13 protein-coding genes and 2 pseudogenes are annotated in these 15,132 nt (G+C 74.7%); 7 read left to right on the top strand and 8 right to left on the bottom strand.

The window, feature by feature from the left end; genetic code table 11:
• Nucleotides 1–135: 135 nt before the first annotated feature.
• The 4 genes and pseudogenes from KPF47_RS19520 (at nt 136) to KPF47_RS19505 (ending at nt 3,538) form a co-directional block, all read left to right on the top strand.
• Nucleotides 136–1,086 (top strand): glycine betaine ABC transporter substrate-binding protein, encoded by a 951-nt coding sequence (locus KPF47_RS19520; protein WP_224390174.1) that lies wholly within the window; start codon nt 136–138, stop codon nt 1,084–1,086.
• Nucleotides 1,083–2,195, top strand: a pseudogene (locus KPF47_RS19515) (glycine betaine/L-proline ABC transporter ATP-binding protein); the annotation flags it as partial. The gene KPF47_RS19520 and the pseudogene KPF47_RS19515, both read left to right, overlap by 4 nt.
• 94 nt (nt 2,196–2,289) lie before the next feature.
• Complete coding sequence (locus tag KPF47_RS19510) at nt 2,290–3,225, top strand: proline/glycine betaine ABC transporter permease (RefSeq protein ID WP_224390173.1); 936 nt, start codon at nt 2,290–2,292, stop codon at nt 3,223–3,225.
• Nucleotides 3,226–3,319: 94 nt separating this feature from the next.
• Complete coding sequence (locus tag KPF47_RS19505; RefSeq protein WP_224390172.1) at nt 3,320–3,538, top strand: hypothetical protein; 219 nt, start codon at nt 3,320–3,322, stop codon at nt 3,536–3,538.
• An 80-nt stretch (nt 3,539–3,618) separates the two neighbouring features.
• Here the strand turns inward: KPF47_RS19505 and KPF47_RS19500 are convergent, their stop codons facing one another.
• Genes KPF47_RS19500 through KPF47_RS19485 form a run of 4 tightly spaced genes read right to left on the bottom strand, consistent with a single transcriptional unit; the run spans nt 3,619 to nt 5,841 of the window.
• Nucleotides 3,619–4,005, bottom strand: coding sequence for an MmcQ/YjbR family DNA-binding protein (locus KPF47_RS19500; RefSeq protein ID WP_224390171.1), 387 nt, complete (start codon nt 4,003–4,005; stop codon nt 3,619–3,621).
• Nucleotides 4,002–4,394 carry a glyoxalase/bleomycin resistance/extradiol dioxygenase family protein gene (locus KPF47_RS19495; protein WP_224390170.1) on the bottom strand — a complete coding sequence of 131 codons (393 nt, stop codon included), beginning with the start codon at nt 4,392–4,394 and terminating at the stop codon, nt 4,002–4,004. Before KPF47_RS19495 ends, KPF47_RS19500 begins: the two co-directional genes overlap by 4 nt.
• Nucleotides 4,391–5,221 carry an AraC family transcriptional regulator gene (locus KPF47_RS19490; protein ID WP_224390169.1) on the bottom strand — a complete coding sequence of 277 codons (831 nt, stop codon included), beginning with the start codon at nt 5,219–5,221 and terminating at the stop codon, nt 4,391–4,393. Before KPF47_RS19490 ends, KPF47_RS19495 begins: the two co-directional genes overlap by 4 nt.
• Nucleotides 5,222–5,244: 23 nt before the next feature.
• Nucleotides 5,245–5,841 (bottom strand): LysE/ArgO family amino acid transporter, encoded by a 597-nt coding sequence (locus tag KPF47_RS19485; RefSeq protein WP_224390168.1) that lies wholly within the window; start codon nt 5,839–5,841, stop codon nt 5,245–5,247.
• 75 nt (nt 5,842–5,916) lie between these two features.
• On the opposite strand from KPF47_RS19485, the gene KPF47_RS19480 reads away from it, so the two are divergent.
• Nucleotides 5,917–6,810, top strand: coding sequence for a LysR family transcriptional regulator ArgP (locus KPF47_RS19480; protein WP_224390167.1), 894 nt, complete (start codon nt 5,917–5,919; stop codon nt 6,808–6,810).
• 11 nt (nt 6,811–6,821) lie between these two features.
• Here KPF47_RS19480 and KPF47_RS19475 read toward each other — a convergent pair whose 3' ends face one another.
• The 4 genes from KPF47_RS19475 to KPF47_RS19460 all read right to left on the bottom strand — a co-directional run bounded on the left by KPF47_RS19475 (nt 6,822) and on the right by KPF47_RS19460 (nt 12,345).
• Entirely contained in the window at nt 6,822–7,034 is a 213-nt protein-coding gene (locus KPF47_RS19475) for a hypothetical protein (RefSeq protein WP_020626576.1), read from the bottom strand.
• Between the two features lie 39 nt (nt 7,035–7,073).
• Nucleotides 7,074–10,541 (bottom strand): transglycosylase domain-containing protein, encoded by a 3,468-nt coding sequence (locus KPF47_RS19470; protein ID WP_224390166.1) that lies wholly within the window; start codon nt 10,539–10,541, stop codon nt 7,074–7,076.
• A 386-nt stretch (nt 10,542–10,927) separates the two neighbouring features.
• Nucleotides 10,928–11,320: a nuclear transport factor 2 family protein gene (locus KPF47_RS19465; RefSeq protein ID WP_224390165.1), complete on the bottom strand. Its 393-nt coding sequence runs from the start codon at nt 11,318–11,320 to the stop codon at nt 10,928–10,930.
• Between the two features lie 17 nt (nt 11,321–11,337).
• Entirely contained in the window at nt 11,338–12,345 is a 1,008-nt protein-coding gene (locus KPF47_RS19460; protein ID WP_224390164.1) for an LLM class flavin-dependent oxidoreductase, read from the bottom strand.
• A gap of 113 nt (nt 12,346–12,458) precedes the next feature.
• Between KPF47_RS19460 and thrS the strand changes: the two genes are divergently transcribed.
• Both thrS and KPF47_RS19450 read left to right on the top strand, forming a co-directional pair.
• Entirely contained in the window at nt 12,459–14,507 is a 2,049-nt protein-coding gene (thrS, locus tag KPF47_RS19455; RefSeq protein ID WP_224390163.1) for a threonine--tRNA ligase, read from the top strand.
• Nucleotides 14,508–14,516: 9 nt separating this feature from the next.
• Nucleotides 14,517–15,073, top strand: a pseudogene (locus KPF47_RS19450) (HIT domain-containing protein).
• Nucleotides 15,074–15,132 lie beyond the last annotated feature (59 nt).

The raw sequence follows: 15,132 nt of genomic DNA, 5'->3' as shown, positions 1-15,132 counted from the left end.
GACCCACGGCTGACGTCGCGCCTGCACGTCGACCTGTGCCGGATGTGGTCGTCCGCCTGTCGTTGACCCCTGCCCGCGTGTCCTGCAGCCGACCGGGACGCGGAGAGTCGACGACCCCCGAGAGGACGTGCCCCCGTGGCCGATCCGCCCCGCCCCGTGTCCCGGACCCTCCGGCTGCTCACCGCCCTGCTGTCGGTGCTGCTCGCCGCGACCGGCTGTGCCGCCGCCGGGACCGACGGCCCCACCGTCCGGCTCGCCCAGTTCCCGTGGAGCGCGGCGAAGCTGACCAACGCCATCCTCGGTGAGGTCGTCGCGACCCACCCGGAGCTCGGCGTCGGCCGGCTCAAGACGATCCAGGTCGGCCCGGCCACCGCGTGGGCCGGTGCCCAGCGCGGGGACGTGGACGCACTCTCCGAGGTCGCGATGCCCAACCAGTCCGAGCTGGCGGCGAAGGCAGAGGACCGGATCCAGCTGGTGCACCCGACCTACGACGGTGCCGAGCAGGGCTGGTACGTCCCGAGCTACGCGGTCGAGCCCGGGCAGCCGCTGGCCGGGCTGACCAGCGTGACCCAGCTCAACGACTACGCCGAGGCACTGGGCAACCGGCTCGTCGACTCCGACCCCAGCTTCCTCACCACCGAGTACAACGCCAAGCGTCTGGCCGGGTACGGGCTGGACCTGGAGCAGGTCACCTCCAGCGAGGCCGCGCAGATCGCCGAGCTGCGCCGCGCCTACGAGCGCCGCCAGCCGATCCTGGTCTACCTGTACCGGCCGCACTACATCTTCGAGGAGCTCCAGCTGACCAAGCTGACCGAGCCGAACCCCGCCCGCGACGACTGCTACACCACCGGCGACGGCGCCTGCGCCATGCCGGCGTACGCGGCCTGGACGGCGGCGAGCCCCGAGCTGGCGCGCACCAGCCCCGGCTTCGCGGCGATGCTCCGCCGTTTCGAGCTGCCGCTGGCCGACGTCGAGCAGACGCTCCAGCGGGTCGACGTGGACAACGAGGACGTGGAGGTGGTGGCGCGGGACTACGTGGCCGCGCACCCCGACCGCGTCCGCCAGTGGGTGGGAGCTGGAGCATGATCGAGGTACGGAACCTGACCAAGGTCTTCGGCGACGGCCCCGCCGCCGACGAGGCCGTCCGGCTGGCCGGCGAGGGTCTCGGCCGGTCGGAGATCCAGCGCCGCACCGGCGCGACCCTCGCCGTGCACGACGTGTCCTTCGACATCGCCGACGGCGAGCTGTTCGTGATCATGGGCCTGTCCGGCTCGGGCAAGTCGACGCTGGTCCGGCTGCTGAACCGGCTCATCGAGCCGACCTCGGGCAGCATCACCGTCGACGGTCGCGACCTCGGCTCGCTCGGCGCCGCCGACCTGCGGACCCTGCGCAACGAGCGGATCGCGATGGTGTTCCAGCACTTCGCGCTGCTCCCGCACCGCACCGTCGTGCAGAACGCCGAGTACGGGCTGCAGATCCGCAGCGTCGACGCCCGCGCCCGGCGGGAGAAGGCCGGGTGGGCGCTGGAGCAGGTCGGGCTGGGCGAGCGCGCCGACGCGCTGCCCGGCCAGCTCTCCGGCGGCATGCAGCAGCGGGTCGGGCTGGCCCGGGCGTTGGCCAGCGACACCGACGTGCTGCTGATGGACGAGCCGTACTCGGCACTGGACCCGCTGATCCGCCGCGACATGCAGCAGCTGCTCGTCCGCCTGCAGCGCGACCTGAAGAAGACGATCGTCTTCATCACCCACGACCTCAACGAGGCCATGCTGCTCGGTGACCGCATCCTGCTGCTCAAGGACGGCCGGATGGTCCAGGTGGGCACCGGTCCCGAGATCCTCGCGTCCCCGGCCGACGACTACGTCGCCGAGTTCGTCTCCGACGTCGACCGCAGCCGCGTCCTCACCGCCGCCGACGTGATCCGTGAGGCCCGCATCACGGTGACGCTGGACGAGCGCCCCGCCGACGTGCTGGTGCGGCTCGGCAAGGCCGAGGCGACCGGCGCCTACGTCGTCGACGCCGACCACCGGATCCTCGGCGTCGTCCGCGACGACTGGCTCGGCCACGCCGCGGGGCGGGGCGCCACCGGCATCGACCGGTCCGCACTGGTCGAGGAGTACCGCACCACCGAACCGGACCGGCCGCTGATCGACCTGCTGCACCAGGTGGGGCGCAACCCGGTCCCGCTGGCGGTGGTCGACGACGGCCGCCTCACCGGCGTCGTCCCGCGCGGCGCCGTGCTCGCCGCCCTGTCGACCCACGACGAGGCCACCGCCGACGGGGGAACGCCTGATGCCCAGGTTCGAGTTCGGGAGCTACGTCGAGGCGTTCATCCTCTGGCTGCTGCAGAACGCCGGGGTCGTGTTCGACGCCGTCGGCGTGGTGATCACCGCCGTCGTCGAGGCCGTGACCTCGGTGTTCACCACGCCCGCGTGGTGGGTCTGGCTGGTGCTGCTCGTGGCCCTCGCGCTGCTCGTGCGGGGGATCGGCTTCGCCGTGTTCACCCTGCTCGGGTTCCTGCTCGTCTCGTCGTTCGACCTGTGGGACGAGACGATGGAGACCTTCGGGCTGGTGCTCGTCGCCGCACTGATCGCGGTCGCGATCGGTGTGCCGCTGGGCATCTGGGCGGCCCGCAGTCGCGCGGCGAGCCGGACGCTGCGGCCCGTGCTGGACCTCGCGCAGACCGTCCCGGCGTTCGTCTACCTGATCCCGGTGGTGCTGCTGTTCGGGATCGGTGTGGTGCCCGGCGTCGTCGCGACGATCGTGTTCTCGATCGCGCCCGCGGTCCGGCTCACCGAGCTGGGCATCCGGGGTGTCGACGGGGAGGTCGTCGAGGCCGCGCACGCGTTCGGGGCGCATCCGCGCCAGATCCTGCGGGAGGTCCAGCTCCCCATGGCGCTGCCCTCGATCATGGCCGGCGTCAACCAGGTGATCATGCTGGCGCTGTCCATGGTGGTCGTCGCCGGTCTGGCCGGCGCCGACGGCCTGGGGACCACGGTGGTCAGCGCGGTCACCCAGCTGGACATCGCGACCGGGGTCGAGGGCGGGCTCGCCGTCGTCATCGTGGCGATCTTCCTCGACCGGTTCACCTCGGCCCTGGCCGAGCGCCCCGAGGGCAGCCTGCTCGCGAAGCTGCGCGCCCGGCGCCCGCAGAAGGCCGCGGCACCCGCCGCCGTGCGCACCTCGCCGGCTCCGGCCGGTTCCGCGGTGAGCGGCGCGAACGCCTGACCGGGCGCCGCCTCGGCCCGGCCGGCGCCGGAAGATCACCGGTCGTGGAGCGATCCGTCCGCGACGCGGGCCTCGTCCTCCACAACCGGTGATCATGAACGGGCCCGCCCACGCGGTCGTCCGCTCCCGCGGGCCTGCCTCGCGCGGCGGGATCGGGACCGCCCGCGCGCTCGCCGACCCGCGCACCGAGCTGTCCTCCGCCTCCCTGCGCCGCAGGCTTCCTCGTCCCGGGCCGGGCCGGGACGACGCCGACCACGCCCGGCTGCTGACGGTGCTGCTCCGGTCCGTCCGCGAGCCGGCCGCCGCTGCCTGAGCCGGCCGCTGTCCGGGCCGGCCGCTGCCCCACCGATCGCCGCCCGGGCCGGTCGCCGCCCGAGCCGGTTGCTACCCGAGTCAGCTGTCGAGCCGGGCGGCCAGCCGCGCCGGGGCCACGCAGCGCCAGGCGTCGGTCACGATCTCGGTGACCTCGTCGCGGTCGGCGGCGTCGTCGCCGGTGCCGTCGAGCACCACCCCGAGCCAGCCGCGGTGGCCGACGTAGGCGGGCCGGAAGAACCGGGCCGGGTCCTCGGCGACCAGCTCGGCCTGGACGCCCGGCGCCGCGGCGCACCAGAACGCCAGGTGCGGGTGCCCGTGGTGGTGCCCGGCGTAGGAGACGAACATCCTCCGCACGAACCACGACGGCGACCCGTGGCTCTGCTTCTCGGTCACCTCGGGCAGGGACAGGCAGATCTCCCGCAGCCACGGCAGCGGGTCGGCGGGGTCCGGGTGGCGTGCGGTCACGGGTGCCCCGGGGACGGCCGGTAGGTCCCCACGCTCCACGTGTTGCCCTCCGGGTCGGCGACGGCGCACTCGCGCGCACCGTAGTCCTGGTCGACGGGAGCCACGGTGATCTCCGCGCCTGCGGCGACCGCGCGGGCGTGCACCGCGTCCGGGTCGTCGCAGGTCAGGTAGATCACGGCGCGACCGGTGTCGAAGCGGTCGCCCCCTGGCCGGCGCGGCCCGATCAGGAGCAGGCCGGTGTCGTCGCCGTCGTCCCAGGCGAGCTCGGCGTGGGCGACGGCGCCGTCGTCACCGGTGTGCACGGCGACCTCCCGGAACCCGAGTGCCGTGGTGAGGAAGGTGATCGCGGCGCGGGGGTCGTCGTAGCGGAGGGTGGGGTGGATGCTCATGGCGTCCGATCCTGGCCGGGCCGCGGCGGCGCGTCGTGAAGAAAGGGGAACCGTTCGGCGCGGAACGCGGCGGGCGGGATCCCCGCGAGCGCCCGGAACTCGCGGGACAGGTGGGGCTGGTCGGCATAGCCGCACTCGGCGGCGACACGTGCGAGCGGGTCCCGCCCGCCCCCGACCAGCTCGGCGGCGCGGGCGAAGCGCACCACTCGCCGGGCGGTGCCGGGCGCGAGCCCGATCTGGCTCCGGAACCTCGCCTGCAGGTGACGGCGGCTCCAGCCGGTCTCGGCGGCCAGCTCCGCGACACCGACCCGGCCCCCGGTCGCGATCAGCCGCCGCCACGCGTGGCGCACCTCCGGCGCGGGACGTCGCGCCCGCGCGTCCAGCAGCCGGTCCGCCAGCAGGGCGCTGACCAGGGCGAACCGCCCGTCCCAGGTCGGCTCGTCCGCCAGGCGACCGGGCAGCGCGGCGAGCACGGGATCGTCGAGCTCGTCGAGGCGGGGCACCGCGCCGCCGGGGAGCGCCCGGCCACCGAGCAGCGTGTAGGTCGCCGCCGGGGTCAGGTCCACCTGCACCCCGGCCTGCGGGCCGGTGAACTCGGTCAGCACCCACGTCTCGCTCAGCCCCCCGACGAACGCCGCCGCCGGCGCGGTCCCGATCGACGGTCCGGACAGCGTCAGCGGGTGCAGCCCCAGGATCAGCGCGACCCCGGCGGAGGGTGGCTGGCGACGGCGCAGGGGGGCGGCCGCGTGCTCGCGGTAGCCGAGGTGGCGCAGCACGTGCCCACGCAGCGCGGCCGGTGGCCGTCCCGGCACGTACTCGGCGGGCATGGACGACGTTCTACCCCCACTCCTCACCCGACGGCCAGTGCGACCGCCACCCCGAGCATCACCGCGGCGACGACGCCGTCGAGCACCCGCCAGGCGGCCGGCCGGGCGAACACCCCGGCGAGCCGCGCCGCGCCGAAACCGAGCCCGGAGAACCAGGTCAGGCTGGCCACGACCACCCCGGCCCCGAACGCCCACCGCCCGTCGTCGCCGTGCGCGGCGGCGAGCGACCCGAGCACCAGCAGGTCCAGCATCATGTGCGGGTTGAGGAACGTCAGCGCCGCCGCGCTCCCCAGGACCGGCGCGAGCGGCCGGGCCGCGCCCCGGGTGTCGGCGTCGAGGCCCGCCGGGCGCACGGCCCGCCGCAGCGCGAGCAGCCCGTAGCCGGTCAGCCACACGACGCCGCCCCAGCGCACGACCTCGACCAGCCCCGGCACGCGGTCCACCACCAGCCCGACGCCCGCGACCGCCGCGGTCACCAGTACCAGGTCGGCGAGCACGCAGAACAGCACCACCGCCGGGACGTGCTCGCGTCGCAGCCCCTGCCGCAGCACGAACGCGTTCTGCGCCCCGATCGCCGCGATCAACGACAGCCCGGTCCCGAATCCCGCCAGCACACTCACGTCACCGACGCTAGGTCGTCCGCGCCAGGAGTACGTCAACAACTGAAAGAATGTCATGAACTGTAGAATCGCTTCATGTACGACCGGGACCGGCTGGCCACCCTGAGCGCCGTGGTAGAGGAGGGCGGGTTCGACGCCGCCGCCGCGCGGCTGTCCATCACGCCGTCGGCGGTGTCGCAGCGGATCAAGGCCCTGGAACGGCAGGCGCGCCGGATCCTGGTGCGCCGCACGCGCCCCTGCGTGGCCACCGAGGAGGGGGCGGCCCTGCTGCGGCTGGCCCGCCAGATCGCGGTGCTGGAGGGGGAGGTCGAGGCCGGCTTCGGCAGTGCCGACACCGCGGGCACGCACCTGCCGATCGCGGTGAACGCGGACTCGGTGACCCACTGGTTCCTGTCCGGGGTGGTCCCGCTGGCCGCCCGGTACGGGGTCCGGTTGGACCTGCACGTCGACGACGAGGAGCACACCGCGGCCCTGCTCCGGGAAGGTTCGGTGGTCGGGGCGGTGACGACGTCGTCGGCGCCGGTGCAGGGCTGCGCGGTCCGACCGCTGGGCGCGACCCGCTACCGGCCCGTCGCCGCACGGCCGGTCCACGACCGGTGGTTCGCGGGGCGCGACCCGGCCGAGGCCTTCCCGCTCGCCCCGCGGGTGGACTTCGGGCCGAAGGACCGGTTGCAGACACGCTTCGTCCGGGGGCTCACCCACCGGCCGTGTACCGGTCCGGCGCACCGGGTGCCCGCGGCCGACGGCTACCACGACGCGATCCGTGCCGGTCTGGGCTGGGGGATGTTCACCGACGGCCCGGCACGGGAGGCCGCGGCGGCCGGGCAGCTCGTGCTGCTCGACGCCGAGCGTCATCTCGACGTCCCGCTGTACTGGCAGCACTGGAAGCTCAGCACCACCGTGCTGGACGCGCTGACCGAGTCGGTCTGTGCGGCCGCGGCGACGATCCTGGTGCCGCCGCCGCGCTGACCCCGGCCGGCTCAGATGCCGGAGCGCCAGGGGCGGCCGAGCCGGATGTCGCAGGTGATGACCCCGCGGTCGACGCCGGTCAGGTCCGCGATCAGGTCACGGACCGCGTCCTCGGCCGCACGGGGGTCGTCGACGGTGGTCGACGCCTCGATGCCCGGCACGTAGAGGGTGAGCCTGCGGTCCGCCCGCCAGGCCACCACCTCGAAGTGATGGTCACCGGTCACCCGTCCACGGTAGCCCGGCGGCGACGGGAACGGGGCGGATCAGCCGACGGTCGGGTCCACGGCGCGCCCGGCGTCCGAACCCGGCTGGGTGTCGTCCTGCTGGGCGGGCACCGGGTCGCCGGTGGTCTCCGGGACGCCGGTCGGCTCCACCGGTGCCGGCGGGTCCGTGGCCGGTGGAGCCGGCTCCGGGCTGGGCTCGGGCGTGGGTTCGCTGCTCGGAGTCTCCGTCGGCGTCGGCGGGGCGGTCGGCTCGTTGGGCGCCAGGGTGGAGGGCGACTCGCCGATCGGCCGGAACACCGGGAACTCGACCGTGCCTGCGGTGCGCACGGCGTCCGACATGAACGCCTTCCACACCGATCCGGGCAGGTCGGCTCCGTTGATCGGGCGGCCTGCGGAGTCCTGGATCGGGTCGTTGCGGTCGGTGCCGACCCAGACGGCGGTCGCGACGGCGGGGGTGAAACCGGCGAACCACGCGTCGTTGTTCTGGCCCTCGAAGCGGGACTGCACGGTGCCGGTCTTGCCGGCGGCCTCCTGCCCGTCGGGCAGCTGCAGCCCGTCGTTGTCGACCACGTTCATCATCGCCTCGACGACGTTGCGCGCCACCTGCTCGGGAAAGCGCTGCTCGCCCTCCCCGGGCTGGTACTCGTAGAGCACCCGCCCGTCGGAGTCGACGACCTTGGAGACCATGTGCGGGGCGTGCCAGACACCGCCCGCGGCGATGGTGGCGTAGGCCGACGCCAGCTGGACCGGCGTGACCTCCTTGTTGCCCAGCGGGAGCCGGGCGTCGGGGTTCTCCAGCGGGGCGGTGATCCCGGCGAGCCGGGCGGCGTCGGCCACCTTCTGCGGCCCGACCTGCGCGGCGAGCTTGGTGAACACGACGTTGTTGGAGAGCGTCATCGCCTGCTTGAGGTCGCAGCGCGGGCAGTTGGCGCCCTCGGCGTTGCGCAGCCCGGGACGCTCGGACCCGTCGAAGGTGGTGCCCAGACCGATCGGCGGGTCCTCCAGCAGCCCGGCGAGCACGGCGAACGGTTTGAACGTGGACCCCGGCTGCTTCATGACCTGGGCGTAGTCCAGACCGGTGCCGTTCGCGCCGCCGTAGTAGCCGAGGACGCCGCCGGTGCGCGGGTCGATCGCGACCGCCCCGGTGCGCAGCAGCTCCGGCTCGCCGCGCAGCTTCTCCTCCACCGATTCGGTGAGCTGCTGCTGGCGCTGCGGGTCGATCGTCGTCGTCACCTGCAGACCACCCTGGGCGAACGCCTGCTCGGAGATGCCCAGCGAGCCCAGCTCCGAGCGGACCGCGTTGAGGATGTGGCCGCGGGCGTCGGTCAGCGACGACGAGCGCGAGGTGTTCTCCGGCGCGATCGTCTGCGGGAAGACGGCTGCCTGCCGGTCCGCCCGCGAGATCCAGCCCTGCGCGGCCATCCCGTCGAGGACGAAGTTCCAGCGCTGCTTCGCCCGGTCCGGCGAGTTCGCCGGGTCCCAGTTCGACGGCGACTGGATGATCCCGGCGAGCAGCGCACCCTCGCTGGGGGACAGCTGGGCCGCGGGCTTGCCGTAGTAGGCCAGGCTCGCGGACTCGATGCCGTACGCGCCGCGGCCGAAGTAGATCGCGTTGAGGTAGTCGTTGAGGATCTCGTCCTTGGACTTCTGCCCGGAGACCTTCAGCGAGACGATCAGTTCCTTGTACTTGCGCCAGTACGTCGCGTCGTTGCCGACCAGGGTGTTCTTGACGTACTGCTGGGTGATCGTGGAACCGCCGCCGACACCGCCGGTCAGCTGGTTGACCATCGCCCGCAGGATGCCGGTGAAGTCGAAGCCCGGGTTCGAGTAGAACGACCGGTCCTCGGCCGCCAGCACCGCCTCGCGCACGGGCACCGGGATCGCGTCCATCCCGACCTTGATCCGGTTGCCCTGTTCGGGCACCAGACGGGCGAGCTGGCCGCCGTCGGCGTAGGAGACGGTCGCGATCTGGTTCTGCACGGCGTCGTCGGGGCTGGGGATCGGGAACAGCAGCCAGCCGAGCCCGAGCAGCAGCAGGGGCAGCAGCACGACCGACGCGGCCGTGCCGGCCAGCGAGTAGAGGACCTGGCGACGACGCCGGGTCCGCCGCTCCTCCGGGGTGAGGGCGGCCTTCTGCTCGGCATCGAGGATGCCGAGGCGACGGCGCACCACGCCCACACCGGGGCCGACGAGTGCGATGACCCGGTCGACCGGCCCGTCCGGCCCGGCGCGGCGGCGGCGGCGCGGCGCGGGGGCCGTGGCGTCCGTGGCGTCCGGGGAGTCCCCGGAGGGGGCGGAGGCGGCCAGGAGCCCGGTCGGCGCGTCCGCGGCGGGGGAGAGCGCGGTCGGTGCCCCGGGCCCGGGGGTGGCCGCGGCCGGTACCGCGGTGGGGGACAGCGCCGTCGGGTCGTCGCCGGGGCGGCGACGGTGCCCGGCGGTGCGCGCGGGCATCCCGTCCGTGGCGGCCTCGACGCCCGCGTCGGGCTCGGGACGGCGACGGCGACCGGTCCGGGTGGCGGCGGTGTCCGGCTCCGGCGGGCGCGGGGACGGCGCGGGGCCGGCGCTCCCGGGGCGCGGCGGAACCGGGCCCGGAGCCGACCCGGCGGCGGGTCCCGGCGCACCCGGGACGGAGGCGGCGGGCCGCGGCCGCGGTCCGGTGTCCCGGCGGCCGCTTCCGGCGTCGGCGGGGCGGACCTGCGGTCCGCTGCCCGGACGCACCGAGCCGGGCGCGGGCGGCGGCGTGCCTGCCCCCGGTCGTCCGACCGGCCCGGCCGGGGCCGGCGCGGACGCGGCGGCCCGCCGGTCCGGGGCGGTGGGCGCCGGGCCGGACGCCGACGGGGCGCTGCCCGGCCGCCCGGACCCGCCCGCGTCGGGGCGTCGCTGCGGGCCGGTGGTGTGCCGGGGGCGGGCGGGGACGGGCGGGTCCGCGGGCGGCGTGCCCGGGGCGGCCGGCTGCGGGGTGCTGCCGGGCTCGCGGGGCACGGTGCCGCCGCGTACGCGCAGCCCGACCCTGGTGGTCCCCCCGGAGCCGCTCCCGCCCGCGCCGGTCGTTCCCGCGCCGGTCGTTCCCGTGCCGGTCGTTCCCGTGCCGGTCGTCCCGGCGCCGCCCGGTCCGGAGCGGGTCGCGTCGCGGTCGCCGGTGCGCCCGGCGGGGGCGGAGGCCGGGGGGACGGCGCTGTCGGCCCGCCGCGGGCGTCGTCGGGCGGGGACGTCGTCCGCAGCGGCCGCGTGCGACCCGTCGGGTCCGGGACGCGCGGCCGACCCGGTGGCGCGGACGACGTCGGCGAACGAGCGTGCCTCCGGCTCGTCGGTCCGCGCGCGCCGGCCGCCGGTGGGCGCGCCGTGCCGGGCCGGGGCACCGGAGTCGGTGCGGGCGACCTGGTCGCTGCCGTGCCGGCCGGTCGGGCGCTCCTCGGTGTCGACCGCACGACCGGAAGGGGACGAACCGTAGGAATCGGACTCGGGGGAGCGGCGCGACCGCGGCGGCGGGGGCGGGCCTGCGGGCAACCGGCTCTCCTTTCTGGTCGACGGCCGGCGGAGCCGGACGGTGGCGGCGTGGTCTCACCCGGTCAACGAGTTCGCCGGATCAACGAACGACCGGCGGGCGGCGGTGTGCCCACCGGATCGACGTCACTCGAATGTCGGCACGTCAGCGGGGTGATGGCGCTCTCCGTGACCGGATCGCCCGATCATGGTGCGGCATGCGGACCATCGTGCCCGGGGCCGAAGGGATGCACAGACGAGACGATCCCTGCGTCGAGCAACGGCCGGTTGCGTGCGACGACGCGCGAGCGGCCCCGCGCCGGACGGCCGGACGGCCGCATCCGGTGGGACGACCGGGCGCCGCCGGTCGCCGGACGGAGGCAACCCGCCGCGGGCGCACGGCGACGGGGTCAGGCGGGCCGGGTGAGCAGCGGGCCCATCCGGTCCCGCAGCTCGGTGGCCGCCGACAGCGGCCGGACCAGCACGGTCAGCTCCCGGATCCGGCCCTCGGTGTCGGTACGCAGGAGGTCGACGCCCTGCACCTCCCGCTCCCCGACGGTCGCGGCGAACTCCAGGACGTGCCCGTCGGGTCCGGAGTACTCGGCGACGTAGTGGAACCCGCCGAAGACGGTGAACACCGCGCCGAGCACCGCACGCAGCGGCTCCCGGCCCCGGTGGGGGCGGTGCACGACCGGTGAGCGGAACTCCACGTCGTCGCGACAGAGGGCGACGGCGGCGTCGAGGTCACCGGCCTCGATCGCGGACCGGAAGCGGGCGGCGGCGTCGTTCACGACCGCGATCATGCCGCAGCCCACCCGGTTCAGGCGGCCGCGGCCGCCGGGCGCAGCCCGACCGCCTCGGCCAGCAGCTCGTAGGAGCGCAGCCGGTCCTGCCCGTGGAAGGTCGAGGTGGTCACCATCAGCTCGTCCACCCCGGTCCGGGCGACGAGGTCCTCGACCCCGGCGCGCACGGTGTCCGGCGACCCGATGACCTGGTCGGCCCAGCGCTGCTCGACGAACGACCGCGCGGCGTCTGTCCACTCGAAGGCGGCGACCTCGGCGGGACCGGGCAGCGGGCGCGGGTCGCCCAGGCGCAGGTGCAGGAACTGCAGCGCCGCGGGCAGCGCCAGCTCCCGGGCGCGCTCGTCGGTGTCGGCGCAGGTCACGCCGGCGGCGATCAGGGAGTACGGCCGCTCCTGCATCGCCGACGGCCGGAAGTGCTCGCGGTAGAGCTCGAGCGCGGGCAGGGTGTTCGCGGCGGAGAAGTGGTGGGCGAACGCGAACGGCAGGCCCAGCATCCCGGCCACCTTCGCCGAGTACCCCGACGAGCCGAGCAGCCACATGGTGGGCGCGTTGCCCGCCGACGGCACGGCGAGGACCTCGCCGTCGCCGCGGAAGTAGGCCGCGAGCTCCACGAGCTGGTCGGGGAGGTCGTCCGGTGCGTGCAGCCGCTCCGCGGAGGTCCCGCGCAGTGCCGCGGCGGTGCGCGGGTCGGTGCCCGGCGCGCGCCCGATGCCCAGGTCGATCCGCCCGGGGTGCAGCGCCTCCAGGGTGCCGAACTGCTCCGCGACCACGAGCGGGCGGTGGTTGGGCAGCATCACCCCGCCGGAACCGACGGTGATCCGCTCGGTGGCCCCGGCCAGGTGGGCGATCAGCACCGGCGGCGAGGAGCTGGCGATGCCCGGCATACCGTGGTGCTCGGCGACCCAGTACCGGGTGAAGCCCAGCTCCTCGGCCCGCCGCACCAGACGGGTGCTGTGCGCGAGCGCGTCGGTGGCCGACGAGCCGTCGGCGACGGGGACCAGGTCGAGCACGGAGAGAGGGACCACGAGGCCTGCAACACCCGTACCCGGCGGGTGTCTTCCCTGCGGTCGGAACCGGGTCGCGGCCCCCGACTAGCATCGGGGGTCCATCCGTTCGCAGCACCGCAGGAGGCACCCCCGTGTCCGCACCGTCCGCCCCGCCCGCGTCCGCCCCGATCCGGGTGCCGGCCGGGACGGCCGCCGGCGCGCGCGTCCGGGAGGGCGGGCTGCCGACCAGTGGTCCCGAGGCGATCGTCGTCGTGCGTGACGCCGAGGGCGCCCTCCGCGACCTGGCCTGGGCCCCCGACGCCGACACCGAGGTGGTCCCGGTCCCGGCGAACACCGAGGAGGGCCGCAGCGTCATCCGGCACTCCGCGGCGCACGTGCTGGCCCAGGCCGTCCAGCAGCTGTTCCCGAAGGCCAGGCTGGGCATCGGTCCGCCGGTGACCGACGGCTTCTACTACGACTTCGACGTCGACACCCCCTTCACCCCCGAGGATCTGAAGAAGATCGAGTCGGCGATGAAGAAGATCGTCAAGTCCGGGCAGCGCTTCAGCCGGCGTCGGTTCGCCGACAAGGAGGAGGCGCGCGCGGAGCTGGCCGAGGAGCCCTACAAGCTGGAGCTCATCGACCTCAAGGGCGCCGACGACGAGGTGATGGAGGTCGACGGCTCCGGCGAGCTGACGATCTACGACAACGTGCACGCGCACACCGGCGCGACCGTCTGGTCGGACCTGTGCCGCGGCCCGCACCTGCCGACCACCAAGTACGTCCCGGCGTTCTCGTTGACCCGCTCGGCCGCCGCGTACTGGCGGGGCGACCAGGCCAACGCCCAGCTGCAGCGCATCTACGGCACCGCGTGGGAGTCCCAGGAGGCGCACGACGCCTACCTGGAGCGCGTCGCCGAGGCCGAGCGCCGCGACCACCGCCGGCTCGGCAGCGAGCTGGACCTGTTCAGCTTCCCCGACGAGATCGGGTCGGGACTGCCGGTCTTCCACCCCAAGGGCGGGGTCGTCCGCAAGGAGCTGGAGGACCTGTCGCGCGAGCGGCACGCCGCGGCGGGGTACGAGTTCGTCTACACCCCGCACGCCACCAAGGGCGCGCTGTTCGAGAAGTCCGGCCACCTGGAGTGGTACGCCGAGGGCATGTACCCGCCCATGCAGCTCGACGCCGAGTACACCGGCGAGGGCGAGCTGAAGCGGCCGGCCGTCGACTACTACCTCAAGCCGATGAACTGCCCGATGCACAACCTGATCTTCGCCTCGCGCGGACGGTCCTACCGCGAGCTGCCGCTGCGGCTGTTCGAGTTCGGCACCGTCTACCGCTACGAGAAGTCCGGCGTCGTGCACGGCCTGACCCGGGCCCGCGGCTTCACCCAGGACGACGCGCACATCTACTGCACCCGCGAGCAGATGCAGGGCGAGATCCGCAGCCTGCTCCAGTTCGTGCTCGACCTGCTGCGCGACTACGGCCTCGACGACTTCTACCTGGAGCTCTCGACCCGCAACCCGGAGAAGTCGATCGGGTCCGACGAGTCCTGGGCCGAGGCCACCCAGGCCCTGCGTGACGCCGCGGGGAGCTTCGGGCTGGAGCTGCGCGACGACCCGGGGGGCGCCGCGTTCTACGCCCCGAAGATCTCGGTGCAGGCCCGGGACGCGATCGGCCGCTACTGGCAGATGTCGACCATCCAGGTCGACCTGATGCTGCCGGACCGCTTCGAGCTGGAGTACACCTCCTCCGACGGCTCCCGGCAGCGCCCGGTCATGATCCACCGTGCGCTGTTCGGGTCGATCGAGCGCTTCTTCGGCGTGCTCACCGAGCACTACGCCGGCGCCTTCCCGGCGTGGCTGGCACCCGTGCAGGTGGTGGGCATCCCGGTCACCGAGGCCCAGGACGACTACGTCCGCGACGTCGCCGCCCGGCTGCGCGCCGCCGGCATCCGGGTCGACGTCGACTCCGGCGACGACCGGATGCAGAAGAAGATCCGGACCCACACCCTGGCGAAGGTGCCGTTCCTGCTGCTCGTGGGGGGACGCGACGTCGAGGCCGGCGCGGTCAGCTTCCGCTTCCGGGACGGCTCGCAGACCAACGCGGTGCCGGTCGAGCAGGCGGTCACCTCGATCGTGGAGTGGGTGCGGTCGCGCACGAACACCTCGCCGACGGCGGAGAGCTTCGGCGACGGCGCCTAGGATCGGCGCATGGAGCAGGAGTGGGTCCCGCAGGAGGGGACCGGGACGCCCGACGGCTTCGCGCGGCTGTGGACCCCGCACCGGCTCGCCTACATCCAGGGAGCCGGTGACACGGGCTGCCCGTTCTGCCGCATCGCCCGGGGGAGACCCTGGGCGACTCGGCGGACCCGGACGCGGACAACCTCGTCGTCGCCCGCGGCGACGAGGTCTACGCCCTGCTGAACCTGCACCCGTACAACCCGGGGCACCTGATGGTGCTGCCCTACCGGCACGTCGCGGACCTGGAGGACCTCACCGACTCCGAGTCCGGCGAGCTGATGGCGTTCACCCGCCAGGCCGTCGTGACCATGAAGCGGATCGCGGCGCCGCACGCGTTCAACGTGGGGCTCAACCTGGGCCACGTCGCGGGCGGGTCGCTGGCCGAGCACCTGCACCAGCACGTCGTACCGCGCTGGGGCGGGGACGCGAACTTCATCGCGGTCGTCGGGCAGACGAAGGTGATCCCCCAGCTGCTGGCCGAGACCCGCGACCAGCTGGCGCAGGCGTGGGAACGGCCACGGCGCTGACCGGCCGCGTCCGCGACGGGACGACCCGGCGGCGGACTACGCTGGCAGGGTCCCCCACC

This window comes from Pseudonocardia sp. ICBG1293 (assembly GCF_020131355.1).
GTDB lineage: Bacteria > Actinomycetota > Actinomycetes > Mycobacteriales > Pseudonocardiaceae > Pseudonocardia.
This window is presented reverse-complemented; position numbering and strand designations above follow the sequence as displayed.